The 25,079-nt window shown below is 72.4% G+C and carries 25 protein-coding genes; 13 read left to right on the top strand and 12 right to left on the bottom strand.

The window, feature by feature from the left end; translation table 11 throughout:
• Positions 1-22: 22 nt before the first annotated feature.
• Positions 23-361 carry an Rv2175c family DNA-binding protein gene (locus tag ABD230_RS00475; RefSeq protein ID WP_344368682.1) on the bottom strand — a complete coding sequence of 113 codons (339 nt, stop codon included), beginning with the start codon at positions 359-361 and terminating at the stop codon, positions 23-25.
• A 133-nt stretch (positions 362-494) separates the two neighbouring features.
• On the opposite strand from ABD230_RS00475, the gene ABD230_RS00470 reads away from it, so the two are divergent.
• Positions 495-1,718: a LysM peptidoglycan-binding domain-containing protein gene (locus ABD230_RS00470; protein ID WP_344368681.1), complete on the top strand. Its 1,224-nt coding sequence runs from the start codon at positions 495-497 to the stop codon at positions 1,716-1,718.
• A 117-nt stretch (positions 1,719-1,835) separates the two neighbouring features.
• A complete protein-coding gene (gene pknB / locus ABD230_RS00465) occupies positions 1,836-3,725 on the top strand; it encodes a Stk1 family PASTA domain-containing Ser/Thr kinase (RefSeq protein WP_344370087.1) in 1,890 nt (629 codons plus the stop codon).
• A gap of 128 nt (positions 3,726-3,853) precedes the next feature.
• On the opposite strand, the gene ABD230_RS00460 is transcribed toward pknB, so the two are convergent.
• The 3 genes from ABD230_RS00460 to ABD230_RS00450 form a co-directional block, all read right to left on the bottom strand.
• Positions 3,854-5,224 (bottom strand): class II 3-deoxy-7-phosphoheptulonate synthase, encoded by a 1,371-nt coding sequence (locus ABD230_RS00460; protein WP_425546177.1) that lies wholly within the window; start codon positions 5,222-5,224, stop codon positions 3,854-3,856.
• 101 nt (positions 5,225-5,325) lie between these two features.
• A complete protein-coding gene (locus tag ABD230_RS00455; protein WP_344368680.1) occupies positions 5,326-6,021 on the bottom strand; it encodes a lysophospholipid acyltransferase family protein in 696 nt (231 codons plus the stop codon).
• A gap of 48 nt (positions 6,022-6,069) precedes the next feature.
• Complete coding sequence (locus ABD230_RS00450; RefSeq protein ID WP_344368679.1) at positions 6,070-7,017, bottom strand: ROK family glucokinase; 948 nt, start codon at positions 7,015-7,017, stop codon at positions 6,070-6,072.
• Positions 7,018-7,164: 147 nt separating this feature from the next.
• On the opposite strand from ABD230_RS00450, the gene ABD230_RS00445 reads away from it, so the two are divergent.
• Positions 7,165-9,000 (top strand): AMP-dependent synthetase/ligase, encoded by a 1,836-nt coding sequence (locus tag ABD230_RS00445; RefSeq protein ID WP_344368678.1) that lies wholly within the window; start codon positions 7,165-7,167, stop codon positions 8,998-9,000.
• Positions 9,001-9,081: 81 nt separating this feature from the next.
• Here ABD230_RS00445 and def read toward each other — a convergent pair whose 3' ends face one another.
• The 3 genes from def to ABD230_RS00430 all read right to left on the bottom strand — a co-directional run bounded on the left by def (position 9,082) and on the right by ABD230_RS00430 (position 14,385).
• Entirely contained in the window at positions 9,082-9,573 is a 492-nt protein-coding gene (gene def, locus ABD230_RS00440) for a peptide deformylase (RefSeq protein WP_344368676.1), read from the bottom strand.
• A 13-nt stretch (positions 9,574-9,586) separates the two neighbouring features.
• Positions 9,587-10,843, bottom strand: a complete 1,257-nt coding sequence (locus ABD230_RS00435; RefSeq protein ID WP_344368675.1) for a MinD/ParA family ATP-binding protein — start codon at positions 10,841-10,843, stop codon at positions 9,587-9,589.
• Positions 10,844-10,980: 137 nt separating this feature from the next.
• Positions 10,981-14,385 (bottom strand): pyruvate carboxylase, encoded by a 3,405-nt coding sequence (locus ABD230_RS00430; protein ID WP_344368673.1) that lies wholly within the window; start codon positions 14,383-14,385, stop codon positions 10,981-10,983.
• 77 nt (positions 14,386-14,462) lie between these two features.
• On the opposite strand from ABD230_RS00430, the gene ABD230_RS00425 reads away from it, so the two are divergent.
• Positions 14,463-15,299 (top strand): ParA family protein, encoded by an 837-nt coding sequence (locus tag ABD230_RS00425; protein WP_344368672.1) that lies wholly within the window; start codon positions 14,463-14,465, stop codon positions 15,297-15,299.
• An 87-nt stretch (positions 15,300-15,386) separates the two neighbouring features.
• On the opposite strand, the gene ABD230_RS00420 is transcribed toward ABD230_RS00425, so the two are convergent.
• The 5 genes from ABD230_RS00420 to ABD230_RS00400 all read right to left on the bottom strand — a co-directional run bounded on the left by ABD230_RS00420 (position 15,387) and on the right by ABD230_RS00400 (position 18,353).
• Positions 15,387-15,941, bottom strand: a complete 555-nt coding sequence (locus ABD230_RS00420) for a MerR family transcriptional regulator (protein WP_344368671.1) — start codon at positions 15,939-15,941, stop codon at positions 15,387-15,389.
• Positions 15,942-16,051: 110 nt separating this feature from the next.
• Positions 16,052-16,744 (bottom strand): transcriptional regulator FtsR, encoded by a 693-nt coding sequence (gene ftsR, locus ABD230_RS00415; protein ID WP_344368670.1) that lies wholly within the window; start codon positions 16,742-16,744, stop codon positions 16,052-16,054.
• A complete protein-coding gene (locus ABD230_RS00410; protein ID WP_425546176.1) occupies positions 16,741-17,241 on the bottom strand; it encodes an FHA domain-containing protein in 501 nt (166 codons plus the stop codon). The genes ftsR and ABD230_RS00410 overlap by 4 nt, the downstream gene beginning before the upstream one ends.
• Before the next feature lie 17 nt (positions 17,242-17,258).
• Complete coding sequence (locus ABD230_RS00405; RefSeq protein ID WP_344368669.1) at positions 17,259-17,876, bottom strand: CDP-alcohol phosphatidyltransferase family protein; 618 nt, start codon at positions 17,874-17,876, stop codon at positions 17,259-17,261.
• A gap of 9 nt (positions 17,877-17,885) precedes the next feature.
• The gene (locus ABD230_RS00400; RefSeq protein ID WP_344368668.1) at positions 17,886-18,353 is read right to left on the bottom strand and encodes an NUDIX domain-containing protein; all 468 of its coding nucleotides are present in this window, start codon (positions 18,351-18,353) and stop codon (positions 17,886-17,888) included.
• 158 nt (positions 18,354-18,511) lie between these two features.
• Here ABD230_RS00400 and idi point away from each other — a divergent pair, with 158 nt between their 5' ends.
• From idi to ABD230_RS00355, 9 genes are read left to right on the top strand one after another with little or no spacing between them, the layout of a single operon-like run.
• Entirely contained in the window at positions 18,512-19,054 is a 543-nt protein-coding gene (gene idi, locus ABD230_RS00395) for an isopentenyl-diphosphate Delta-isomerase (RefSeq protein WP_344368667.1), read from the top strand.
• On the top strand, positions 19,047-20,093 hold the full coding sequence (locus ABD230_RS00390) for a polyprenyl synthetase family protein (RefSeq protein WP_344368666.1): 1,047 nt from the start codon (positions 19,047-19,049) through the stop codon (positions 20,091-20,093). Before idi ends, ABD230_RS00390 begins: the two co-directional genes overlap by 8 nt.
• Positions 20,090-20,977, top strand: coding sequence for a phytoene/squalene synthase family protein (locus ABD230_RS00385; protein WP_344368664.1), 888 nt, complete (start codon positions 20,090-20,092; stop codon positions 20,975-20,977). The genes ABD230_RS00390 and ABD230_RS00385 overlap by 4 nt, the downstream gene beginning before the upstream one ends.
• Positions 20,974-22,590 carry a phytoene desaturase family protein gene (gene crtI, locus ABD230_RS00380; RefSeq protein WP_344368662.1) on the top strand — a complete coding sequence of 539 codons (1,617 nt, stop codon included), beginning with the start codon at positions 20,974-20,976 and terminating at the stop codon, positions 22,588-22,590. Before ABD230_RS00385 ends, crtI begins: the two co-directional genes overlap by 4 nt.
• Positions 22,587-22,940, top strand: coding sequence for a lycopene cyclase domain-containing protein (locus tag ABD230_RS00375; RefSeq protein WP_344368661.1), 354 nt, complete (start codon positions 22,587-22,589; stop codon positions 22,938-22,940). Before crtI ends, ABD230_RS00375 begins: the two co-directional genes overlap by 4 nt.
• Entirely contained in the window at positions 22,937-23,287 is a 351-nt protein-coding gene (locus ABD230_RS00370) for a lycopene cyclase domain-containing protein (protein ID WP_344368660.1), read from the top strand. The genes ABD230_RS00375 and ABD230_RS00370 overlap by 4 nt, the downstream gene beginning before the upstream one ends.
• Positions 23,284-24,186, top strand: a complete 903-nt coding sequence (locus ABD230_RS00365) for a prenyltransferase (protein WP_344368659.1) — start codon at positions 23,284-23,286, stop codon at positions 24,184-24,186. Before ABD230_RS00370 ends, ABD230_RS00365 begins: the two co-directional genes overlap by 4 nt.
• Before the next feature lie 34 nt (positions 24,187-24,220).
• Positions 24,221-24,592 (top strand): RNA-binding S4 domain-containing protein, encoded by a 372-nt coding sequence (locus tag ABD230_RS00360; protein ID WP_344368658.1) that lies wholly within the window; start codon positions 24,221-24,223, stop codon positions 24,590-24,592.
• Positions 24,593-24,628: 36 nt separating this feature from the next.
• Positions 24,629-24,922 (top strand): GNAT family N-acetyltransferase, encoded by a 294-nt coding sequence (locus tag ABD230_RS00355; protein ID WP_344368657.1) that lies wholly within the window; start codon positions 24,629-24,631, stop codon positions 24,920-24,922.
• Positions 24,923-25,079: the final 157 nt, after the last annotated feature.

The raw sequence follows: 25,079 nt of genomic DNA, 5'->3' as shown, positions 1-25,079 counted from the left end.
CCGGCCCGGGACGCCGGGGTGGTCAGGCGAGCGCCTGGGCGACCCGCCGGACCTCCGCCTTGCGGCCGGCGCGGAGCGCCGCGATGGGCGTCGTGCCCAGGCTGTCCTCCTCCGCGAGGAGCCACTCGAGCGTCTCGTCGTCGGAGAAGCCGGCGTCCGAGAGCACCACGGCCGTGCCGTGCAGCTCGGGCAGCGGCGCGTCGTCGCGGAGGAACTCGGCCGGCACCTTGAGCACGCCGTCGACACGGGCGGCGAGGAGGTAGCGCTCGGAGATCAGTCGGCGGATGCGGCCCGGGCTCTGGTCCAGGCGCTCGACGAGTTCTGGGATGGTCAGCCACTCGGTCTGCTCGGCGTCGGTCACCACTCCAGAGTGCCACGTCGCGGCGGCGCCCCGATAGCGCCGGAGGGCGTGCCGCGCGACGCGCGGCGATGAGTTTGACTCGCCTTCACGCACGTGAGACCGTGACGGCATCCGCATCACGCGGAGGGGGAACATGACGCAGCACCAGGGCCCGGCGCCCGCGGGGGAAGGGACGTCCGGGGGCGAGGCACCGCAGCCCGGTCGTCGCATCCGGCTGCGTCGCCTGCTCACCGTCCCCGTCGCCATCGCAGGTGCGGTCGCCGTCACGCTGGGCATCGCGCAGCCGGCCGACGCCGCACCGCAGACCGTCAAGCGCCTGCCGAAGCCGAAGGCCGTCCGCGGAGGCCCTGCCGTCGCCCAGGCGTCCGCCCCGGCCTCCGCGATCCCGCTCGAGGTCGTGGTCCGCGAGGGCGACACGGTGAGTGCGATCGCCGAACGGTTCGGGCTGGCCACCGCCGAGGTGCTGGCCGAGAACGGCTTGAGCTGGTCGAGCCTGATCTTCCCCGGTCAGCGGCTCGCCCTGCCGGGCGGCTCGCCGTCCGTCGTGCCCGAGCCGGACGCCGGCATCGCGCGCCACATCGTCGCACCCGGCGACACCGTGAGCGCGATCGCCGCTGAGTACGGCCTCGGCGTCGACGTCGTCCTCAGCGCGAACGGGCTCAGCCGAACGAGCCTGATCTTCCCCGGACAGTCGATCACCATCCCTGGCGGCGCCGGCGCGTCCGGCGGACCCGCGGGCCGCGCGCAGGCGGGCGCGGGCGATCCCGGCGAGTCCCACGAGGTCGTCGCGGGCGACACGCTCATCGGGATCGGCGATCGGTACGGCGTCGGACTCGACCGCCTGCTCGAACTCAACGACCTGACCCGCGAGAGCATCATCGTGCCCGGACAGCGGATCGTCGTGCGCGCGCCCGTCGTCGAGGCCGCGAGCGTCGCCGCGCTCGAGGTGCGGCTCGACGAGGAGATGCGCGCGAACGCGCAGGTCATCGTGGACGTGGGTCGCTCCATCGGCGTGCCCGACGAGGGCATCGTCGTCGCCCTCGCCGCGGCCGCGCAGGAGTCGGGCCTGCGCAACGTCCGGCACGGAGACCGGGACTCGCTCGGGCTCTTCCAGCAGCGTCCGAGCCAGGGTTGGGGCACACCCGAGCAGGTCCTCGACCCGGTCCGCGCCGCCACCGCCTTCTACGGCGGCCCGACGTCGCCGAACGAGGGCCGGACGCCCGGGCTGCTCGACGTCTCCGGCTGGATCGACCTCTCCCTGACCGAGGCGGCGCAGGCCGTGCAGCGCAGTGCGCACCCCCTCCACTACGCCAAGTGGGAGGCCTCGGCACGCGTCTGGCTGGACCAGCTCGGCTGACCCGGAGGGCATCCTCACGATGCCGTCACGATCGCACCGCCCTCGGCGTTTGTTCACCGAACGGCATACGTCGCTTCGTACACTTCTACGGTGACCACCGCGCCGCCCGCCGACCCGATGATCGGCCGTCTCGTCGACGGCCGGTATCAGGTGCGCTCGCGCATCGCGCGCGGCGGCATGGCCACGGTCTACCTCGCGACCGACCTCCGCCTCGAGCGCCGGGTCGCGATCAAGATCATGCACGGCCACCTGGCCGACGACAACACCTTCAAGACGCGCTTCGTGCAGGAGGCCCGTTCGGCCGCGCGACTCGCGCACCCGAACGTCGTGAACGTCTTCGACCAGGGCCAGGACGCCGACATGGCGTACCTCGTAATGGAGTACCTGCCGGGCATCACGCTGCGCGACCTCCTCAAGGACTACAAGCGGCTCACGCCCGAGCAGACCGTCGACATCCTCGACGCCGTGCTGTCGGGGCTCGCCGCGGCGCACAAGGCGGGCATCGTCCACCGCGACCTGAAGCCCGAGAACGTGCTGCTCGCCGACGACGGGCGCATCAAGCTCGGCGACTTCGGGCTCGCGCGCGCCGCGAGCGCGAACACGGCCACGGGCCAGGCCCTGCTCGGCACCATCGCGTACCTCTCCCCCGAGCTCGTCACGCGCGGCGTCGCCGACGCCCGCAGCGACATCTACGCGCTCGGCATCATGGCCTACGAGATGCTCACCGGAGAGCAGCCGTACGTGGGCGAGGCGCCGATGCAGATCGCCTACCAGCACGCGAACGAGTCGGTCCCGGCGCCGAGCACGCGGATGCCTTCGGTTCCCGCCGAGCTCGACGAGCTCGTGCTCTGGGCCACGGCCCGGGACCCGGACGAGCGTCCCGCCGACGCGCGGATCATGCTGGACCGGCTGCGCGAGATCGAGCCGGGCCTGCGTCCGGGCGGCGCCGTGCGCACCGCCTCCCACGACACGCTCGTGCTCGTCGGCGGCGCCGGCGACGTGCCCACGGCCGAGACGCGGGTCCTCTCCCCCGGCGGACCGGGGCTGGCCGGGACGCTCACGGACGACGGCGAGGGCGACGACGCGGACGCGCTCACGGATGCCGCGAACCGGCGCCGCAACCGCGGGTACTGGCTGCTGGCGCTCGTCCTCCTGCTGGCGGGTCTCGCGGGCGGCACCGGCTGGTACTTCGGCGCCGGCCCCGGCGCGCTCGCGACCGTTCCCGAGACGGCAGAGATGCTGCCGCAGAACGCCACGCTCGAACTCGAGGAGGCGGGCTTCCGCGTCGAGCCGGTCGAGCGCCACGACCCCGTCGTGCCGGCCGGGCAGGTCTCGGGCACCGACCCCGCGGCCGGCGACCTCGCGCGACGCGGGTCGACCGTGCAGATGTTCGTGTCGACCGGTCCCCAGATCCTCGCCGTGCCCGACGTGGTCGGGCAGCCCGAGGCCGACGCGCGCGCGGCGCTGGACGACTTCACCGTGGCCGACGACAGCGCGGGGCAGTTCTCCGCCGACGTCGAACAGGGCCTCGTCATCGCGGTGCTGGACGCCGACGGTGCGCCCGTCGGCGACGAGTACCCGGAGCGCGGCGCGCTCACCCTCGTGGTCTCGGCGGGCCGGGTCCCGCCGGTCGAGGGGCTCGCCGTGGGCGAGGCGCAGTCGCGGCTCGAGGACGCGGGCCTGAAGGTCGAGTTCGCGGACGGGCAGTTCTCGAACGAGGTCCCCGTCGACGTCGTCATCACGGCGGACTGGCTGAGCGATCCGATGAAGCCGGGCGACACGGTCCGCCTCACGGTCTCGAAGGGCCCGGACCTCGTCGAGGTCCCGAACGTCATCACCGGCCAGACCATCGCCGAGGCCAGGGCCCAGCTCGAGGAGGCCGGCTTCGTGGTCGCGTCGAACGTGCCCTCCTTCCTCGAGGGCGCGGTCGTCGCGTCGGTGCAGGATCCGGCGGCCGGCGAGTCAGTGGTCCGCGGCACCGAGGTGACCGTCAACTTCCAGCCGTAGTCGCGGCGCCCCCGGCACGGGAGGCGCGCCGGGGTCGCCGGCGCGTCGCGGCGGTCGGTCCGGCTCGCCGCAGACGACGACGGGCGGCCGCGGCATCCGTCGATGCCCCGGGCCGCCCGTCGGACGCGTCAGCGCGCGGCGAGCTCCTCGGCCACGAGGAACGCGAGCTCCAGCGACTGCATGTGGTTCAGGCGCGGGTCGCACAGCGACTCGTAGCGCGTCGCCAGCGTGTCCTCGTCGATGTGCTCCGAGCCGCCGAGGCACTCGGTCACGTCGTCGCCGGTGAGCTCGACGTGGATGCCGCCCGGGTAGGTCCCCGCGGCGCGGTGCGCCTCGAAGAAGCCCTTGACCTCGTCGACCACGTCGTCGAAGCGACGGGTCTTGTAGCCGGTGGGCGTCGTGATGCCGTTGCCGTGCATCGGGTCGGTGACCCACAGCGGGTTGGCGTCACTCCGCTTGATCGCCTCGAGGAGCGGCGGCAGCGCGTCGCGGATCTTCCCGGCGCCCATTCGCGTGATGAAGGTGAGCCGGCCCGGCTCGCGGTTCGGGTCGAGCTTCTCGACGAGCTCCATCATGACCTCGGGCGTCGTCGTCGGACCGAGCTTGACGCCGATCGGGTTGCGCACGCGCGCGAGGAAGTCGACGTGCGCACCGTCGAGCTCGCGGGTCCGCTCGCCGATCCAGATGAAGTGCGCCGACGTGTTGTAGGGCGTGCCCGTCCGCGAGTCGATGCGGGTCATCGGCCGCTCGTAGTCCATGAGCAGGCCCTCGTGGCCCGTGTAGAACTCGGTGCGCCGCAGCTCGTCGAAGTCGGCGCCGCAGGCGTCCATGAACTTCACGGCACGATCGATCTCGCGCGCCAGCTTCTCGTAGCGCACGTTGGCCGGGTTCTTCGCGAACCCCTGGTTCCAGGCGTGCACCTGGCGCAGGTCGGCGAACCCGCCCTGCGTGAACGCCCGGATCAGGTTCAGCGTGGATGCCGCCATGTGGTAGCCCTGCAGCAGGCGCGACGGGTCGGCCTGCCGGGACTCGGGCGTGAAGTCGTAGCCGTTGACGATGTCGCCGCGGTATGCGGGCAGCGTGACGTCGCCGCGGGTCTCGGTGTCCTTCGAGCGCGGCTTGGCGAACTGCCCGGCCATGCGGCCCATCTTCACGACCGGCGTCGAGGCGCCGTACGTGAGGACCACGGCCATCTGCAGCACGGTCTTGACGCGGTTGCGGATCTGGTCCGCCGTGGCGCCCGCGAAGGTCTCGGCGCAGTCGCCGCCCTGCAACAGGAACGCCTCGCCGCGCGAGGCGGCTGCGAGCCGGTCGCGCAGCATGTCGACCTCGCCCGCGAAGACCAGGGGCGGGAGCGTCGCGAGCTCGGCGGAGGCCGCGTGGGCCGCCTCGGCGTCGGGCCACTGCGGTTGCTGCTTGATCGGGAGCGTGCGCCAATAGTCGAGGCCGGCAATCACGGAGGGATCTGCATTGACGACCGGCTCGACGAGCTGTACCACTGGAGTGTCCTGAGGGGGTGAGGGCGCACGGGGCGCGGAACGGAGCAGGCGCCGCACGTCGCGACGCCGTGGCGTCCAGCCTACCGTGGCGCCGGCGCGCGTTACCCCTGCGTCGCCTGCGCCGCGCGCTGTTCGCGGACCGTGCTCGCGTAGACGTCGACGTACTCCTGCGCGCTCAGCGCGCGCAGGTCGTAGACGAGCTCGTCGGTGACCGACCGGAGGACGAACCGGTCCCCCTCCATGCCCTCGAACCGCGAGAAGTCGAGCGGTTCGCCGAAGACGATCCCCACCCGGCGGACCTTCGGCAGGCGCGTGCCGATCGGCATGATCTCCGCGGTGCCGATCATCGCGACCGGGACGACGGGCACGCCGGCCTCGAGCACCATGCGGGCGACGCCCGTGCGGCCTCGGTACAGCTTGCCGTCGGGGCTGCGCGTGCCCTCGGGGTAGATGCCGAGGATCCGCCCCTCGCCGAGCACGCGGAGGCCGGTGTTGAGCGACGCCTCGGACGCCTTGCCGCCGGACCGGTCGATGGGGAGCTGGCCCGCCGCCTGGAAGAACATCCGCGTGGCCCAGCCCTTGAGCCCCTTGCCCGTGAAGTACTCGCTCTTGGCGAGGAACACCACGGGCCGGTCGACGACGAGCGGCAGGAAGATCGAGTCGATGAACGAGAGGTGGTTCGAGGCGAGGATGACCGGCCCCTCCTTGGGGACCCGTTCGAGGCCGACGACCCACGGACGGAAGATCGAGAGGAGCAGCGGCCCCACCACGATGTGCTTCATGATCCAGTAGAACACGTCGGTCCTCCGTCTCGTCCAGCCGCCGCCAAGCCTAACGCGGTCGCGTCAGGCGTGCTCCTCGACCCATACGCGGGCGAGGTCGGCGGCGCCGACGACGCCGGCGTCGTTCACGAGCTCCGCGATGACGAAGTCGGGCTCGGGGTGGTAGCCGCGGGCGGGCAGGTGCTCGACGTACGCCTCGCGGATCGGGGCGAGGAGCAGCTCGCCGGCGACGGCGACACCGCCGCCGAAGACGAACCGCTGGGGGTCCAGCACCGCGGACAGGCTCGCTGAGGCCTCGCCGAGCCAGCGGCCGAGCTGCCGCAGCGCGGCGACGGCGCCCGGATCCTCGGTCGCGATGAGCCCGCCGACGATGGTGCCGTCGAGCGCGCCGTGCTCCTCGCGCGCCCGGGCGAGGTTCTGGCCGATGCCGCCCGCGTCGGCGATCTCGTTCGCCATGCGCAGCAGCGCGCGACCCGACCCGTACTGCTCGAGGCATCCGTGCTGGCCGCAGCCGCAGGCGACCCCGCCCGGCACGATCCGGATGTGCCCGAGCTCCGCGCCCGCGCCGAAGCCGCCGCGGAAGAGCCGGTCGTTCGCGACGATCGCACCGCCGACGCCGGTGCCGATCGTGAGCATGACCATGTCGCTGACCATCCGCCCCGCACCGAACCGGAACTCGGCCCAGCCCGCCGCGTTCGCGTCGTTCTCGACGACGACCGTGCCGCCGACGCGGGCCTCGAGCTTCTCGCGGAAGGGCTCGTTGCGCCAGTCGATGTTCGGGGCGTAGTAGACCGTGGACTGCGCGGCGTCGATGAAGCCGGCCGCCGCCACCCCGACGGCCTCCGGACGCTCGCCGCCGGCGAGCTCGCCGATCATCGCGACGACGGCGTCCTCGAGCGCGGTCGTGTCGGTCGGCGTCGGGACGCGTGCCGAGCGGACGATGCCGCCGAGCTCGTCGACCACCGCGCCGGCGATCTTGGTGCCGCCGATGTCGATGCCGATCGCGTGCACGTCGAAGCCTTTCGCCGGGAAGCAGGGGGATGCGGACCGCCGGGGGCAGGCTCGGGCGGCACCGACTAGAGTGTAGTCAACCCCACAGCCGTGGTCGCCTCGGGCCCCGAACCCCGTCGCGTCCCTCCCGGTGCCGAAGGAGCTACCGTGATCGAATTCACCACCGCGCCCCTGGTCCCCGCCGACCCCGACGCCAACACCACCGACCTGCTCGTCGACCGCGTGAAGGCGACGCCGGACTCGGTGCTGTTCTCCCTGCCGACCGGCGACGGCGGTTGGAGCCCGGTGACCACCCGCGAGTTCCACGACCAGGTGGTCCGGCTCGCGAAGGGCCTCGTCGCCGCCGGCATCCAACCGGGCGACAAGATCGGCCTGATGAGCAAGACCCGCTACGAGTGGACGCTCATCGACTTCGCCGCCTGGTTCGCGGGCGCCATCCTGGTGCCGGTCTACGAGACCAGCTCGCCCGCGCAGGTGCGCTGGAACCTCGGCGACTCCGGCGCGATCGCGGTCATCCTCGAGACGGCCGACCACTTCGCCCGCTTCGACGAGGTCCACCCCGACCTTCCCGCGATCCGCGACGTCTGGCAGATCGACCTCGGCGACCTCGACAAGCTGATGGCCTCCGGCGGCGACGTCACGGACGACGAGATCGAGCGCCGCCGCAACCTCGCGGTCGGCTCCGACATCGCCACCCTGATCTACACCTCCGGGTCCACCGGCAAGCCCAAGGGCTGCGTGCTCACGCACTCCAACTTCGTCGAGCTCTCCCGCAACGCCGCGGTCGCGCTCGAGGAGGTCGTGCTCGACCCGAACGGCGCGTCCACGCTGCTGTTCATCACCACGGCGCACGTGTTCGCCCGGTTCATCTCGGTGCTGTGCGTCCACGCCGGCGTCCGCGTCGGGCACCAGCCCGACACCAAGCAGCTGCTGCCGTCGCTCGCGAGCTTCAAGCCGACCTTCCTCCTCGCGGTCCCCCGCGTGTTCGAGAAGGTCTACAACGTCTCGGAGCAGAAGGCCGAGGCCGGCGGCAAGGGCAAGATCTTCCACGCCGCCGCCGAGACCGCGGTGGCGTACTCCACCGCCCTCGAGTCCGGCGGCAAGGTCCCGCTCGGGCTGCGCCTGAAGTTCGCGCTGTTCGACCGCCTCGTCTTCTCGAAGCTCCGTGCGGCGATGGGCGGCAACGTGAAGTACGCGGTCTCCGGTTCCGCGCCGCTCGGCGCCCGCCTCGGCCACTTCTACCACGCCCTCGGCATCACCATCCTCGAGGGCTACGGCCTCACCGAGACGACGGCGCCGGCGACGGTGAACCTCGCCCACCGCTCCAAGATCGGCACCGTGGGACCGGCGCTCCCGGGCGTCTCCGTCCGCCTCGCGGACGACGGCGAGATCCAGGTCAAGGGCGTCGACGTCTTCAAGGAGTACTGGAAGAACCCGGAGGCCACCGCCGCGGCGTTCGACGGCGAGTGGTTCAAGACGGGCGACATCGGCGAGTTCGACGCCGACGGCTTCCTGACCATCACGGGACGCAAGAAGGAGATCATCGTCACGGCCGGCGGCAAGAACGTCGCCCCCGCCGCGCTGGAGGACCCGATCCGCGCCAACCCGCTCGTCGGCCAGGTGGTGGTCGTGGGCGACCAGAAGCCCTTCATCTCCGCACTCGTGACGCTCGACCCCGAGATGCTCCCGGTGTGGCTCAACAACCACGGCGAGGACGCCGGCATGAGCCTCGAGGAGGCCTGCGCGAACACCGCCGTGCGCGCCGAGGTCCAGCGGGCGATCGACGCCGCGAACGAGCACGTCTCGCGGGCCGAGTCGATCCGCAAGTTCGTGATCCTCCCGATCGAGTTCACCGAGGCGAGCGGCCACCTGACGCCGAAGATGAGCATCAAGCGCAACGTGATCCTCGACGACTTCTCCGGCGACATCGAGGGGCTGTACTCGGGCGCGCCCGCGACCGAGGGCCACTCGATCATCAGCTGACGTTCACGAGAAACGGCGACGGCCCCGCGGGAGTCCCGCGGGGCCGTCGCCGTTCCACCGCTCGTCCGGCGGCGGCGCCGGTCAGAACCAGTCGGACTCGCGCACGGCGCGCATGGCCGCGCGCCGCTCGTCCTTCTCGAGCCGGTCGAGGTACAGCACGCCGTCGAGGTGGTCGGTCTCGTGCTGCAGGGCCTGGGCCATGAGCCCCTCGCCCGAGAGCTCGATCTCATCGCCCTCGAGGTCGATGCCGCGGACCCGCGCGAACGGATGCCGCGGCGTCTTGTGCCAGAGCCCGGGGACGGAGAGGCATCCCTCGTCGACGAGCTCGGGGTCGCCGGACACCTCGACCAGGACGGGGTTGATGATGTAGCCCACCTCGCCCTCGATGTTGTAGCTGAACACCCGCAGGTTCACGCCGATCTGAGGTGCCGCGACGCCGGCGCGACCGGGAAGGCGCACGCTGTCGACGAGGTCTTCCACGAGGGATCGGACGCGGTCGTCGACGTGGTCGACGGGGTTCGAGACGGTCTTCAGGACAGGATCGCCGAACAGGCGAATGGGACGTTCCGGCAATGGTGCTCCGAGATCAGTGCCCGCGTTCGGCGGGCAGGCCTTCCACCACGAGGGCGGCGAGTTCGCGGGCCGAGTGCTGCGTCACGGGGCGAAGGTCGCTCCAGTGCACCACCGAGCCCGCCGCGAGCTGCGGGTCGTACGGGATCCGCACGATCTCGCGCACGCGAGACTGGAAGTGGGCCTCGATCTCGTCGACCTTGACGAGATGGGTGCCCTGCGTGGCCAGGTTGATCGCGACCACCGCGTTTCTCACGAGCTCGGCGTAGCCGTTGGCCTCGAGCCACGTCAGCGTCTCGCTCGCCAGGCGCGCCTCGTCGACGCTGCCGCCGGAGACCACGACGATAGAGTCCGCGCGCTGCAGCGTGGCGCGCATCACCGAGTGCACGATGCCGGTGCCGCAGTCGGTGAGGACGATCGAGTAGTACCGCGCGGCGAGGCCGGCGACCACGTTGTAGTCGTTGTCGTCGAACGCCTCGGACAGGGTCGGATCGGTGTCCGAGGCGAGGATGTCGAGCCGGGTCTCATCGCGCGAGACGAAGCGCGAGAAGTCGGTGTAGCCGCCGATCGACGACGCCTTCGCGACGACATCGCGGACGGTCTCGCGGGTCTGGCGATCGACGCGCTCCGCGAGCGTGCCCCGGTCGGGGTTCGCGTCGATCGCGATGACGCGATCGTCGCGGGCGTCGGCCAGCGCCATGCCCAGCAGCGTCGTGATCGTCGTCTTGCCCACGCCCCCCTTGCGCGTGAGCACCGGGACGAACCGCGAGCCTCCCTCGAACCGGCGCCGGATGCGCTCGCTCATCGCCTTGTGCGCACGCACCTTCGCGGAGTCGCCGAGGTTGACGAGGTGGAACGTCGCCTCGTAGACGAACCGGTTCATGCCGCCCTGCGGTGCCGGACGCGTCGTGCGATTGACGTCGATGAGCCGGTCGGCGGTGAGCGATTCGGCCGTCTCCGGCACCTCGGCGGGCAGCATCGCGCCCTCCTGGTCCTCGACGATCGCGACGTGCGCCCCGGTGTCGGTCGTGACCCGCTCCCGCCGCAGGCGCGCGCCGTCGGCGGCCAGCAGCGCGCCGTACGGCGACGCATCGCGCCGCGCGGCCGCACCCCGGTACGCACCGCCCGCGAGCGCGGGTACCACGTCGACCGACGTCGTGCCCGTCGTCATCGCGCCCAGGTCGCCCGGGTCGACCGCGACGTCATCGATCGCGACGGCCACCTCGTCGTCCGGCATGGTGCGCGGCGCGGCGGGCGGGAGGTCGACGTGCACGTCGACGTCATCCGCCGCATGCGCGCCGGCGCGGGAACGGTCGCCGCCCCGCGCGCCGCCTCGACGGGTGGTGCCTTCCGGATCCTCGTCGTGTCCTGCCACCGATTCCCCCTCCTCAGTGCGGAACAGTCCCGAGTCTAACCCGGGCGTACGACCAGGAGCAGATCACCCGCCTCCACCTGCTGGGTCTTCGGGATCGCGACGCGCTCGACGACGCCCGCGACGGGCGACGTGATCGCGGCCTCCATCTTCATGGCCTCGATCGACGCGACCGCCTGGCCGACCTCGATCTCGGCGCCCGGCTCGACCTGCAGCGTCACCACGCCGGAGAACGGCGCCGCGACGTGGCCGGGCTGCGAGGCATCCGCCTTCTCGGCCGCGCGCGTCTCGACGGTGATGCTGCGGTCTCGGACGAACACCGGTCGCAGTTGGCCGTTGAGCACCGTCATCACGGTGCGCATGCCCTTCTCGTCGGCCTCGCCGATCGCCTCGAGGCCGGCGTAGAGCCGGACGCCCTTGTCGATCTCGACGACGTGCTCGGCGCCCGGACGCAGGCCGTAGAGGTAGTCGGGGGTGTCGATCACGGAGAGGTCGCCGAAGAGCTCGCGGATCTGCTCGAACTGCCGGGTCGGCGCGGGGAACAGCAGGGAGTTCAGCAGCGCCTGGCGCTCGAGGCCGGCTTCCTCGAGCCCGCGACGCTGCGCGTGCGTGAGCTCGGCGACGCCGACGCGCACGTCGCGCCCGGCGAGGACCTTCGTTCGGAAGGGCTCGGGCCACCCGCCGGGCAGGTCGCCCAGCTCGCCGGCCATGAAGCCGATCACCGAGTCGGGCACGTCGTACTTGTCGGGGTTCTCGGCGAAGTCGGCCGGGTCCGCCTTGACGGCGGCGAGGTGCAGCGCGAGGTCGCCCACCACCTTCGACGACGGGGTCACCTTCGGCACGCGACCCAGGATCTCGTTCGCGGCCGCGTACATGTCCTCGATGAGCTCGAAGTCGTCCGCGAGGCCGAGGGCGATCGCCTGCTGCCGGAGGTTCGACAGCTGGCCGCCCGGGATCTCGTGGTGGTAGACGCGCCCGGTCGGCCCCGGCAGGCCCGACTCGAACGGCCGGTAGATGCGGCGCACGGCCTCCCAGTACGGCTCGAGGTCGGAGACCGCGTCGAGCGCGAGGCCGGTGTCGCGCTCGGTGTGCGCGAGCGCGGCGACGAGTGCGGAGGCCGAGGGCTGGCTAGTGGTTCCGGCCATCGGCGCGCTCGCGACGTCGACCGCGTCGACGCCCGCGCGGCTCGCCGCGAGCAGCGTCGCGAGCTGGCCGCCCGCAGTGTCGTGGGTGTGCAGATGCACCGGCAGGTCGAAGCGCTCGCGGAGCGCCGTGACGAGCTTCTCGGCCGCGGCGGGGCGCAGGAGGCCCGCCATGTCCTTGATCGCCAGCACGTGCGCGCCCGCCGAGACGATCTCGTCGGCGAGCCGCAGGTAGTAGTCGAGCGTGTAGAGGTCCTCGGACGGGTCGAGCAGGTCGGCGGTGTAGCAGAGCGCGACCTCGGCGATCGGCGTGCCCGCCGCGAGCACGGCGTCGATCGCCGGTCGCATCTGGGAGATGTCGTTCAGCGCGTCGAAGATGCGGAAGATGTCGACGCCCGTGGCCGCCGCCTCCTGTACGAACGCGTCGGTCACCTCGGTCGGGTACGGCGTGTAGCCGACCGTGTTGCGACCGCGGAGGAGCATCTGGATGTTGATGTTCGGCAGGGCCTCGCGCAACGCCGCGAGACGCTCCCACGGGTCCTCTCCCAGGAACCGCAGCGCGACGTCGTACGTGGCGCCGCCCCAGGCCTCGACCGAGAGCAGCTGGGGCGTCATCCGCGCGACGTACGGCGCGACGGCGACGAGGTCCTTGGTGCGCACGCGGGTCGCGAGCAGCGACTGGTGCGCGTCGCGGAAGGTCGTCTCGGTCACCGCGAGCGGGGTCTGCGCCCGCAACGCGGCGGCGAAGCCGGTCGGCCCGAGCTCGAGCAGCCGCTGGCGCGACCCGGCGGGAGCGGGCTCGGACACGTCGATGTCGGGCAGCTTCTCGGCGGGGCTCACGGTCGTCGGCGCGGCGCCGTTCGGCTGGTTCACCGTGACGTCGGCGAGCCAGTTGAGGATCTTCGTGCCGCGGTCCTTCGAGACCCGGCCGCGGACGAGCTGGGGCCGCTCGTCGATGAACGACGTGCTGAGGTCGCCGGTCATGAAGTGCGGGTCGTCCATGACGGCCTGCAGGAACGGGATGTTGGTCGAGACGCCGCGGATGCGGAACTCGGCCAGCGCGCGCTTCGCGCGGGTCACGGCCTGGTGGTAGTCGCGGCCGCGGCAGATGAGCTTCGCGAGCATCGAGTCGAAGTGGGGGCTGATCTGGGCGCCCGGGTTCACCGTGCCGCCGTCGAGGCGGATCCCGGCGCCGCCCGGCGAGCGGTAGGTCGTGATCTTCCCGGTGTCGGGGCGGAAGTTCGCGGTCGGGTCCTCGGTCGTGATGCGGCACTGCAGCGCCGCGCCGCGGAGGTGGATCCGGTCCTGGGTGAGGCCGAGGTCGTCGAGGGTCTCGCCCGCCGCGATGCGCATCTGGGCGACGACGAGGTCGACGTCGGTGACCTCCTCGGTCACGGTGTGCTCCACCTGGATCCGAGGGTTCATCTCGATGAACACGTGCTGGCCCGCGCGGTCCCCGGCGGTGTCGAGGAGGAACTCGACGGTGCCCGCGTTGACGTAGCCGATCGACTTCGCGAACGCGACCGCGTCGCGATAGAGGGACTCGCGGACCTCGTCCGGCAAGTTCGGCGCGGGGGCGATCTCGACGACCTTCTGGTGCCGGCGCTGCACCGAGCAGTCGCGCTCGAACAGGTGGACGGTGCCGCCCTCGCCGTCGGCGAGCACCTGGACCTCGATGTGGCGCGGGCGGAGCACGGCCTGCTCGAGGAACATCGTCGGGTCGCCGAACGCGCTGTCGGCCTCGCGCATCGCCTCCTCGAGCGCGCGGCGGAGGTCCTCGGGGCGGTCGACGCGGCGCATGCCGCGCCCGCCGCCGCCGGCGACGGCCTTGGCGAAGATCGGGAAGCCGATCTCGTCGGCCTGGGCGAGCAGCGCCTCGACGTCGGTGGAGGGCTCGGTGGACTTCAGCACCGGCACACCCGCGGAGATGGCCTGCTGCTTCGCGGTGACCTTGTTGCCGGCCATCTCGAGCACTCGGGTCGGCGGGCCGATGAACGTGATGCCCGCGTCGGCCGCGGCCTGTGCGAGCTCCGGGTTCTCGGAGAGGAACCCGTAGCCCGGGTACACGGCGTCGGCGCCCGACTCCTTCGCGACCCGGATGATCTCCGACACGTCGAGGTACGCCCGCACGGGGTGCCCCGGCTCGCCGATCTGGTACGCCTCGTCGGCCTTGAGCCGGTGCAACGAGTTGCGGTCCTCGTACGGGAAGACGGCGACGGTCTTCGCACCGAGCTCGACGGCGGCACGGAACGCGCGAATGGCGATCTCACCGCGATTGGCGACCAGGATCTTCGAGAACATGCAGGCCTTTCCGACGGGGGTTTCCGCACAGCGAACATTTAGGTATCGCGTTCCGAGTAACGGTAACGTATTCGCTCGTGCACGTTCTCTCGGTCAGTTCCCTGAAGGGCGGGGTCGGCAAGACCACCGTCACCCTCGGACTGGCGTCCGCGGCCTTCGCGCGCGGCGTGCGCACGCTCGTGGTCGATCTCGACCCGCAGTCGGACGTCTCGACCGGCATGGACATCCAGATGTCCGGCCACCTCAACGTCGCCGACGTCCTCGCGTCGCCGAAGGAGAAGATCGTCCGATCTGCGATCGCCCCGAGCGGATGGGCCCGGACGAATCCCCAGTCCACCATCGACGTGATGATCGGCAGTCCGTCGGCCATCAACTACGACGGACCGCACCCGTCGATCCGCGACATCTGGAAGCTCGAGGAGGCGCTCGCCAACGTCGAGTCCGACTACGAGCTGGTCCTCATCGACTGCGCGCCGTCGCTGAACGCGCTCACCCGCACGGCGTGGGCCGCCAGCGACCGCGTCGCCGTGGTCACCGAGCCCGGCCTGTTCTCGGTCGCCGCGGCCGATCGCGCGCTGCGGGCGATCGAGGAGATCCGCCGCGGCCTCTCACCGCGACTGCAGCCGCTCGGCATCATCGTGAACCGCGCCCGCGTGCAGTCGCTCGAGCACCAGTTCCGCATCAAGGAGCTCCGCGACATGTTCGGCCCGCTCGTGCTCAGCCCGCAGCTGCCGGAACGGACGTCCCTGCAGCAGGCGCAGGGTGCGGCGAAGCCCCTGCACATGTGGCCCGGCGAGAGCGCCGAGGAGATGTCGGCGCACTTCGACCAGCTGCTCGAGCGGGTGCTGCGCACGGCTCGCATCGGCGACCCGGCTCCCGGCGCCCAGATGGAGCTCGACGCCCCCCAGCGCTGAGTCGCGGAGGGCGTCACACCACGTCACATCCGACCCGGAACCGCGGGCGCGAGGGTGCGATGGATGCCGCGGGGCGGCGCCCCGGCCTCAGGAGATCTTGCGCGCGGCGCGATTGCGGCGGGCCGCCAGCTCGTCGACCGCGTCGGCGGGCTGCGTGTCGAGTTCCACGAGCGTGGACTCGACCTCGCGGAGGACCTTGCCGACGGCGATGCCGAAGACGCCCTGACCGCGGTTGACGAGGTCGATCACCTCGTCGTCGGAGGTGCAGAGGTAGACGCTCGCCCCGTCGCTCATCAGCGTCGTCTGGGCGAGGTCGTCGATGCCCGCCTCGCGCAGCTGCGTGACGGCGACGCGGATCTGCTGGAGCGAGATCCCGGTGTCGAGCAGCCGCTTCACGAGCTTCAGCACGAGGATGTCGCGGAATCCGTAGAGCCGTTGCGAACCGGACCCCGCGGCTCCCCGCACCGTGGGCTCCACGAGCTCGGTCCTGGCCCAGTAGTCCAGCTGCCGGTAGCTGATGCCGGCCGCGCGGGCCGCCACCGCACCGCGGTAGCCGGTGCCGTCGTCGTGCTCGGGGAGGCCGTCGGTGAAGAGCAGTCCGAGGTCGTAGCGTGTTCGTTCGCTCCGATCGAGCCCGGTCATCCGATCGCCCCTCTACTCTCGTCGCGCCTCGGCGGCGCGGGGTCCACGCTACCCACGGCGGGGACCGGAGTCGAGGACATCGGGCCGAACGTCACGGCGTGTCGCCCGGGTCAGCGCGATGGGCCGTCGAGGGCCTGCCGCAGGACCGCCGCATGGACGGCCGCCAGCCGGTCGCCGAGTTCGCGGGCGCGTTCCGCGCTCCGCGCACGCCCGGCCGGGTCGGGTCGCCGCTCGGGCGCGATCGCCTGCTCGACCAGGACCGCCTGACGCTCCGCCGCGGAGCGGAGTCCGCGCAGGTGGCGCGGCTCGATGCCGCTCCCCCGCAGCACTGCGAGCGCCGCGAGCAGGTCGCGCGCGTCGGGGCCGTACACCTCGGCCGGCCGGATCAGCGAAGCGGCGATCGCCTCGTCGAGGAGGGCCGCCGTCGCCCCGGCCTCCCGGATCAGGTCGTCGCGCGAGAACCGCGCCGCGGTCGCGCGGAAGCCGGCGGCGTCGACCGCGCCGGGCAGCGCGCGGGTCCAGCCCGCGTCGACCTCCTCCAGGTGCGCCCGGATGACCTTCAGCGGAAGGTAGTGGTCGCGCTGCATCGAGAGCACGACCGTGAGCCGCTCGACGTCGGACGGCGAGAACTTGCGATAGCCCGCCGCGGTGCGCGCAGGCGACACGAGCCCCTGCTCCTCGAGGAAGCGCAGCTTCGACGGGGTCAGTTCCGGGAACTCCGGTTGGAGCCTCGCCAGGACCTGGCCGATGCCGAGCAGCGGTGGGCCGTGAGCCGGACGCCGCGCCGCGGCGCCCTCGCTCACCCGGTGCCCGTCGGGGCGAGGTCGTGACGCGATGCGTAGAACGTCAGTCGGTACTTGCCGATCTGGACCTCGGCGCCGTCGCTCAGCAGCGCGGTCTCGATCCGCACGCCGTCGAAGTACGTGCCGTTCAGCGAGTTGAGGTCGCGCACCTCGAACGCCGTGCCGTGACGGACGAACTCGGCGTGCTTGCGCGAGACGGTGACGTCGTCGAGGAAGATGTCCGCGTCCGGGTGCCGGCCGACCGACGTCACGTCGGTGTCCAGCAGGAAGCGGGCGCCGACGTTCGGACCGCGACGGACGATGAGCAGCGCGGACGCCGACGGCAGCGCCGCGATCGCCTCCTGCTCCGCCGCGCTCACGTCCGCGTCGAGCGCGCTCAACTGCGCCGCGGCCTCGCGGCTGAAGCCCATCGTGGTGTCGTTCGCGTGGTCGACGCGATGGGCCGACGTCTCGGCCTCCGGTTCGCGCCCCTCGTCGTTCGCACCGGCCTGGGTCATGTCGGAATCCGCCACCGCTAACCTCCCGGCTCAAGCGTATCGGATGCCGGTGGGCCCGACACCCGCGTCTCCCGCACGACACGCGCGGTCTCGATCGCGTAGATGACGCCGGCCCACCAGTAGAGGAAGGCGCCCCAGATCGTGACCGCCCACCCGAACGGCTCGCTGACCGGCTGCACGACCGGGAACGCGAGTCCGAGCATGATGATCGGAACGCCGGAGAACAGCGCGAACGTCGCCGCCTTGCCGAGCTGGTGCACCGGGAGCGGGCCGTAGCCGTGGTTCGCGAGCACGACCCCGAGGACCAGCAGGAAGACGTCGCGAGCGATGATCACGATGACGATCCACCAGGGCACGAGGTCGTTCGCGGCGAGGCCGAGCAGCGCGGCGAAGATGTAGAGGCGGTCCGCGGCGGGGTCGAGCAGCTGGCCGAGCCGCGTCACCTGGCCGAGCCGCCGGGCGAGGTACCCGTCGAGCAGGTCGGTGAGGCTCGCCACGACGAGCACGACCAGCGCCGGGATGTAGGCGCCCTGCACGACGAGCACGAGGAAGACCGGTACGAGCGCCAGCCGCAGCATGCTGAGCACGTTGGGCAGCGTCCAGACCCGATCCGAGACCCCCGACTCCCCGCCCACGAGTCGATCCTATCGAGGGCCGTCCGCCTCGAGCCGGGCGCGCAACGCCGGCCACGCCTCTGCGAACCGCGGATGCAGCGGCAGCGCCTCCACCGAATCGAGCGCGGCCCAGCGCAGTGCGATGCTCTCGGGATCCGCCAGCCGCGGCTCGAACCGCCGCACCGCATCGGCCACCACGGTGGTGTACGACCAGAACCCGAGGTCGAGCACGCTCTCGAACCGCGCGGCGACGAGCCCGTGCGGCAGGCCCGTCTCCTCGGTCGCCTCCCGGACGGCCGCGTCGAGCGCCGACTCCCCGCGATGGCGGGCGCCGCCGGGGATGCCCCAGGTGCCGCCGAAGTGGCTCCACGCGGCCCGGTGCTGCAGGAGCACCGACCCGCCGGGCTCGATGAGCAGCAGGCCGGCCGCACCGAACCGGCCCCAGTACCGGGCGCCGTCCGGACCCTCGACCCAGCCGTCGCCGCTCTCGCCCGTCACCCCACCAGCATGCCCCACGCGGCGCGCGGAGCGGCATCCGTCGCCCGGCCCGGCGACGCCGTCCAACTTTCGGTTGTTCCCCCCGGCTCGCGCGCGCTGCTAGCTTCGACCACACGAACCGGGGTTCGCCGCATCGCCCGAGTGACGAGGAGGCCATCATGGACCACGCGACCGAGACCGTCGAGGACGAGGTGGTGCTGCTGGACGAGTCGGGCACGCCCATCGGCCGGGCGCCGAAGAGCGCCGCCCACGGACCCGACACCGCGCTGCACCTGGCCTTCTCCTGCCACGTCGTGAATCCGATCGGCGAGGTGCTGATCACGCGCCGCGCCGTGACCAAGCAGACCTGGCCGGGCGTCTGGACGAACTCGTTCTGCGGCCACCCGAAGCCCGCCGAGCCGCTCCTGCACGCCGTGCAGCGGCGCGCGGACTTCGAGCTGGGGCTCGACCTCGACACCGTCGAGCTCGCGCTGCCGCTGTTCCGGTACCGGGCGACCGACGCGAACGGCATCGTCGAGAACGAGGTGTGCCCCGTGTACCTGGCGACGGCGTCGGGCGAGCCCGACCCGAACCCGCGCGAGGTCGCCGAGTACCGCTGGGTGGAGCCGAAGTCGCTCGCCACGGCCGTCGAGGCCGCGCCCTGGGCGTTCAGCCCGTGGCTCGTGCTGCAGGCCCGCGAACTGGAGCTCTTCCGTGCCTGAGCTGCTCGACGCGGCGATCGACGGGGAACTGCGCACCTTCTTCGCCGATGCACGCGACCGCGCGGGCGCGTACGGCACTCACTACGAGGCGCTCTGGGAGTCGATCGAGCTGCAGAGCTCGGGCGGCAAGCGCATCCGACCGCGCCTCGTCTGGTCGGCGTACCGCGGGTTCGGCGGGACCGAGCGGCCGCTGGCGACCCGTGTGGCGCTCGCGTTCGAGCTCCTGCACACGGCGTTCCTCATCCACGACGACCTGATCGACCGCGACACCGTGCGCCGCGGCGCACCGAACGTCGCCGGCCGGTTCGCGGCACGCGCGGTCGCGCACGGCGGCGACGCCGAGACGGGCGAGGTGTGGGCCGCGACCGCTGCCGTGCTCGCGGGGGACCTCGCGCTCAGCCGCGCGCATCGCGAGCTGGCGATGCTGCCGATCGGACGGACCCGCCGGGAGGCGCTGCTCGACATCCTCGACCGTGCCGTCTTCGTCTCGGCGGCCGGCGAACTGGCCGACGTCGTCGGGTCGCTCCACGGCTCGACGCCTGCGCTCGACGGCGTGCTCGCCACCCTCGAGCAGAAGACCGCGGTGTACTCGTTCGAGGCGCCGCTCGCGGCCGGCGCCGTGCTCGCCGGCGCTCCCGGCCCTGCGGTCGACGCGCTGTGCCGGTTCGGCCGGCTCGTGGGCGTGGCGTTCCAGATCACCGACGACGTGCTCGGCGTGTTCGGCGACCCGCTCGTGACGGGCAAGTCGGCCTCCGCCGACCTCCGGGAGGGCAAGCGGACCGCGCTGATCGCGCACGCGGCGACCACGGCCGCGTGGCCGTCGATCAGCTCGCGGCTCGGCGATCCCGCCCTCGACGACGCGTCGGCGACCGAGCTCCGAGAGCAGCTGCGCGCCTGCGGGGCCCTCGACGCCGCGATCGCCCTCGCCGACGAGCACGTCACGCTCGCCAGGTACGAGCTCGACGCCGCCGACCTCCCGGTCGAGCTGCGCACGGAGCTCGGCGAGTTCGCCCAGCGTGCCACGGAGCGCGTCCGATGACGCGCCGGCACGACCCCTCGCTCCTCGAGCGGTACACGGATGCCGCGGAGGCGAGTTCCGCGACGGTCATCTCGCACTACTCCACCTCCTTCGGCGCGGCGGCGCGACTGCTCGATCCGGCCGCACGACGGCGGATCCGGTCGATCTACGCCCTCGTGCGCGTCGCCGACGAGGTCGTCGACGGCTCCGCCGCGGAGGCCGGGCTCGACCTCGATGCGCAGCACGAGGTGCTGGACGCCCTCGAGGCCGACACCGAACGGGCGATGGAGCTCGGATACTCCGCCAACCTCGTGGTGCACGCGTTCGCGCGGGTGGCACGGGACACGGGATTCGGCGTGGAGCTCACCCGTCCGTTCTTCGCGTCGATGCGTCGCGACCTCGACCCGGCGCCGTTCGCGGCCGACGAGATCGGACCGTACATCCACGGGTCCGCCGAGGTCGTGGGCCTCATGTGCCTCGCGGCGTTCCTCGCCGACGAGCCCGCCGACGCCGCACGCCGCACGCGCCTCGAGCGCGGCGCGGTGCACCTCGGCGCGGCGTTCCAGAAGATCAACTTCCTGCGCGACCTGGCGGTGGACTGGCGGACGCTCGGGCGGAACTACTTCCCGGGCGTCGACCCGGACGCGTTCACCGAGGCCGACAAGACCGCGATCCTCGACGACATCGACCACGACCTGTCGATCGCGCGGGAGTCCCTTCCGGAGCTGCCACGCCGCGCCCGCAGTGCGGTCGCCGCCGCGCACGGCCTGTTCGCGAGCCTCACGGCGCGCTGCCGCGCGACCCCGGCGACGGAGATCATCGCCACGCGCATCCGCGTGCCCGACGGCGAGAAGCTCGCCATCGCGGTGCGCTCGGCGCTCACGACCGGAGGGAATCGGCGATGATCGGCACGTCGGAGCGAATCGTCGTCATCGGCGGCGGCATCGCCGGCCTCGCGACCGCGGCCCTGCTCGCCCGCGACGGCCATCGCGTGACGCTGCTCGAAGCGCGCGACGAGCTCGGTGGCCGGGCGGGCAGCTGGTCCCGCGGCGGCTTCCGGTTCGACACCGGCCCGTCGTGGTACCTCATGCCCGAGGTGTTCGACCACTTCTTCCGGCTCTTCGGCACGAGCTCGGCGGAGCAGCTGGACCTCGTGCAGCTCGATCCGGGGTACCGGGTCTGGGCCGACGGGCGCGACGAGCCCTTCGACGTGCTGCGCACCCGCGCCGAGAACGTCGCGCTCTTCGAGTCGATGGAGCCGGGCGCGGGCGCGGCGCTCGAGCGCTACCTCGACTCCGCGGCATCCACCTACGACATGGCCCGCCGGAGGTTCCTGTACACGAACTTCGACGACCCTCGGCACCTGCTCACCGGCGAGGTGCTGCGGCAGTCCGGCCGGCTCGCCCGACTGCTCGGCACGTCGCTGGAGCGCTTCGCAGCGCACGCCGTGCGCGATCCGCGCCTCCGCCAGGTGCTCGGCTACCCGGCCGTGTTCCTCGCGTCCTCCCCCGACGCCACGCCCGCCATGTACCACCTGATGAGCCACATGGACCTCGAGCAGGGCGTCTTCTATCCGCGGGGCGGCTTCGCCGAGCTGATCGAGCGGATCGCCGCGATCGCGGTCGCCGCAGGCGTCGACATCATCACGGGCGCCCGCGTCGAGGCGATCGAGCTGACCTCGGGCGGCGCGCGCCCGGCCGTCGCCGGGGCACGGTTCCTCGACGCCTCGGGCCGCTCCGTGGTGGCGCCCGCGCACCGGGTCGTGTCCGCCGCCGACCTCCACCACACCGAGACCGAACTGCTGCCGCCCGGCGCGCAGACGTATCCGGAGTCGTGGTGGCGCCGGCGCACGTCGGGCCCGGGTGCGGTGCTGGCGATGCTGGGCATCCGCGGCGAGCTGCCGGAGCTGGCCCACCACTCCCTGTTCTTCACCGACGACTGGCACGCCAACTTCGGGGCGATCTTCGGATCGGATCCGCACGTACCGGTGCCCGCCTCGTTCTACGCGTGCATGCCGAGCGCGACGGATGCCACGGTCGCCCCGGCCGGCGACAGCAACCTGTTCCTCCTCGTGCCGGTGCCGGCGGACCCGGCGATCGGGCGCGGCGGCGAGGACGGCGCCGGCGACCGACTCGTCGAGGAGACCGCGGATCGCGCCATCCGTCGCATCGCGGAGGTCACGGGACACGCCGACCTGGTCGACCGGATCGTGGTGCGGCGCACGGTCGGCCCCGCGGACTTCGCCGCGGGCCTCAACTCCTGGCAGGGGGGCGCGCTCGGGCCGGCGCACACGGTGCGGCAGTCCGCGTTCCTCCGCGGCACGAACCGGTCGCGTCGCGTCGACGGGCTCTACTACGCGGGCGGGTCGACGGTGCCCGGCATCGGGCTTCCGATGTGCCTGATCAGCGCCGAGAACGTGCTCAAGCGCGTGCGCGGCGACCGGTCGCCCGGTCCGATCGCCGAGCCCGAGTCCGTCGGCGAGGTCGAGTCCGCCGGACCGAGCCCGACGCTGGCATGACCGGCATCGCCTACCTCGCCGGCCTCCTCGTCGTGATCGGCTGCATGGCGCTGATCGATGCGCGCTGGCGGCTCGTCTTCTGGCGGGCACCGCTCGCAGCGACGCTCACGATCGCCGTCGGGCTCGCGTTCTTCCTGCTCTGGGACGCGGCCGGGATCCTCACCGGCGTCTTCTTCCGCGGGGAGTCGTCGATCGTGACCGGCATCGAGCTCGCACCCGAGCTGCCGCTCGAGGAGCCCGTGTTCCTCGTCTTCCTCTGCTACCTCACGCTCGTGCTCGTGCTCGGCGCCGAACGGCTGCTCGCCGCCCGCGCGACGCGCCGCGGCGCGGACCGGGAAGGACCTCGATGACCTACCTGCTGATCAGCCTGCCGTTCCTCGCGGTCGCGATCGTCCTGGCCGTGGTGGCGTGGCCGCGGCGTCGCGGCGACCGGCGACGGCGGGCGGTCGCGACGGCGATCGCGACGCTGGTGCTCCTCACCCTCACCGCGGTGTTCGACTCGCTCATCGTGGGCACGGGCATCGTCGCGTACGACGATGCGCAGCGGAGCGGCTGGGCCGTCGGGCTCGCACCGGTCGAGGACTTCCTCTACCCCCTGGCCGGCGTCCTCCTGGTGCCCGCCGTCTTCACCCTCGCGGCACGGCGCCGCGCCGGGGCCGCCGATCCCGCCCGAGCCGACCGGACGGCGCAGCGGTGAGCACCCACGACGCGCGCGACGGGCTCGCGCATCGCGCCGGGCAGGTCCTGCTCTCGTCGCGGCCGGTGAGCTGGATCAACACGGCGTTCCCCTTCGCCGCCGCCTACGTGCTCACGACCGGGCGCGTCGACGCGCTGCTCGTCGTCGGCACCCTCTTCTTCCTGATCCCGTACAACCTCCTCATGTACGGCGTGAACGACGTGTTCGACTACGAGTCCGACCTCCGGAACCCCCGCAAGGGCGGGGCCGAGGGCGCGCTGCTCGATCCGAGCCTGCATCGCACCGTGGTGTGGGCGGGCATCGTCTCGGCGGTGCCGCTCGTCGTCGCCATGCTCTGGTTGGGCGGCACCGAGGAGCCCTGGTCGTGGCTCGTGCTCGCCGTGAGCCTGTTCGCGGTGTTCGCGTACTCCGTTCCCGGACTGCGCTTCAAGGAGCGGCCGGTGCTCGACTCGATCACCTCGAGCACGCACTTCACGAGCCCGGCCGTGTACGGCCTGGCCGTCGCCGGCGCGACGTTCACCTGGCCGCTCGTCGCCCTGCTCCTCGCGTTCTTCTGCTGGGGCATGGCCAGCCACGCGTTCGGCGCGGTGCAGGACGTCGTCCCCGATCGCGAGGGCGGCATCGCCTCGATCGCGACCGCGTTCGGCGCCGCCGTGACCGTGCGGATCGCCCTCGCGCTCTGGGCGACGGCCGGACTGCTCATGCTGGCGACGCAGTGGCCCGGACCGCTCGCGGGACTGCTCGTGATCCCCTACCTCTGGGCGGCCTGGCCGTTCCGTTCGGTGAGCGACGCCGCGTCGGGCGAGTCGAATCGGGGCTGGCGCCACTTCATCCGCATCAACTACGTCGTCGGGTTCCTCGTCACCATGCTCATGATCTGGTGGGCGCTCATCCGCTGACGTCACCCCGCGCACCGGGCCGTAGGCTGATGGGATGGCGGACCTCGACTCGGCGCGCGTCGATGCGTGGCTGTGGGCGGTCCGGGTGTGCAAGACGCGCTCGGCCGCGACCGCGGCCTGCCGGGCCGGTCACGTCCGGGTGAACGGCGAGCGTGCGAAGGCCGCGCAGCCGGTCCGGCCCGGCGACGAGGTGCGGGTGCGCCTCCACGGGTTCGACCGGATCCTCATCGTGCGGCGCCCGATCGTGAAGCGGGTGTCGGCCGAGCTCGCCGCCGCCGCGGCAGACGACCGGACGCCCGCTCCTCCGCCGCGCGAGGCGGTGCCCGCCGTGCCCGTCCGCGAACGCGGTGCGGGCCGCCCGACGAAACGCGAGCGGCGCGACCTCGACCGACTGCGCGGCCGCTGAGCCGCGCGCGGCCGGTCGCGGCGTAGCCTTGGGCGGGTGACGAAGGAACTGGTCCACGAGCCCGAACTCCGCCGGTACGCCCTGCGCGTCGACGGCCAGATCGCGAGCGTCCTCGACTACCGGGAACTCGGCGACACCGTCGCGTTCGTCCGCACCTTCACGAATCCGCCCTACCGCGGCTGCGGCCTCGCGGCCGAACTCGTGCGCTTCGCCGTGGACGACGTGGAGGCCGGGTCCACGCGACGGATCGTGCCCAGCTGCTGGTACGTCGAGCAGTGGTTCGACCGGCATCCCTCGCGGCGGGGTCTGCTGGACCCGCGGACGGCCTGATCCGCGGGGGCGGCAGCTCGGCACGACGGCGCGCTTGACGCGGGTCGGTCGGAGGGACATCCTCGGAGATGAGCGGTGACCCGGTCGATCGTCACCGCGCGCGGACGGCGTGGTCGTTCGCGGGACTCCGTCGAGATCACGTCCGTCCAAGCGCCGT

The organism is Agromyces tropicus (genome assembly GCF_039531345.1).
Taxonomy (GTDB): Bacteria; Actinomycetota; Actinomycetes; order Actinomycetales; family Microbacteriaceae; genus Agromyces; species Agromyces tropicus.
This window is presented reverse-complemented; position numbering and strand designations above follow the sequence as displayed.

Coding starts and splice junctions, on each gene's coding strand:
- ABD230_RS00470 (WP_344368681.1), top strand. CDS start 495: ATGACGCAGCACCAGGGCCCGGCGCCCGCGGGGGAAGGGACGTCCGGG.
- ABD230_RS00430 (WP_344368673.1), bottom strand. CDS start 14,385: ATGTTCTCGAAGATCCTGGTCGCCAATCGCGGTGAGATCGCCATTCGC.
- ABD230_RS00375 (WP_344368661.1), top strand. CDS start 22,587: ATGACCGGCATCGCCTACCTCGCCGGCCTCCTCGTCGTGATCGGCTGC.
- idi (WP_344368667.1), top strand. CDS start 18,512: ATGGACCACGCGACCGAGACCGTCGAGGACGAGGTGGTGCTGCTGGAC.
- ABD230_RS00360 (WP_344368658.1), top strand. CDS start 24,221: ATGGCGGACCTCGACTCGGCGCGCGTCGATGCGTGGCTGTGGGCGGTC.
- ABD230_RS00410 (WP_425546176.1), bottom strand. CDS start 17,241: ATGACCCAGGCCGGTGCGAACGACGAGGGGCGCGAACCGGAGGCCGAG.
- ABD230_RS00370 (WP_344368660.1), top strand. CDS start 22,937: ATGACCTACCTGCTGATCAGCCTGCCGTTCCTCGCGGTCGCGATCGTC.
- crtI (WP_344368662.1), top strand. CDS start 20,974: ATGATCGGCACGTCGGAGCGAATCGTCGTCATCGGCGGCGGCATCGCC.
- ABD230_RS00385 (WP_344368664.1), top strand. CDS start 20,090: ATGACGCGCCGGCACGACCCCTCGCTCCTCGAGCGGTACACGGATGCC.
- pknB (WP_344370087.1), top strand. CDS start 1,836: ATGATCGGCCGTCTCGTCGACGGCCGGTATCAGGTGCGCTCGCGCATC.
- ABD230_RS00420 (WP_344368671.1), bottom strand. CDS start 15,941: ATGACCGGGCTCGATCGGAGCGAACGAACACGCTACGACCTCGGACTG.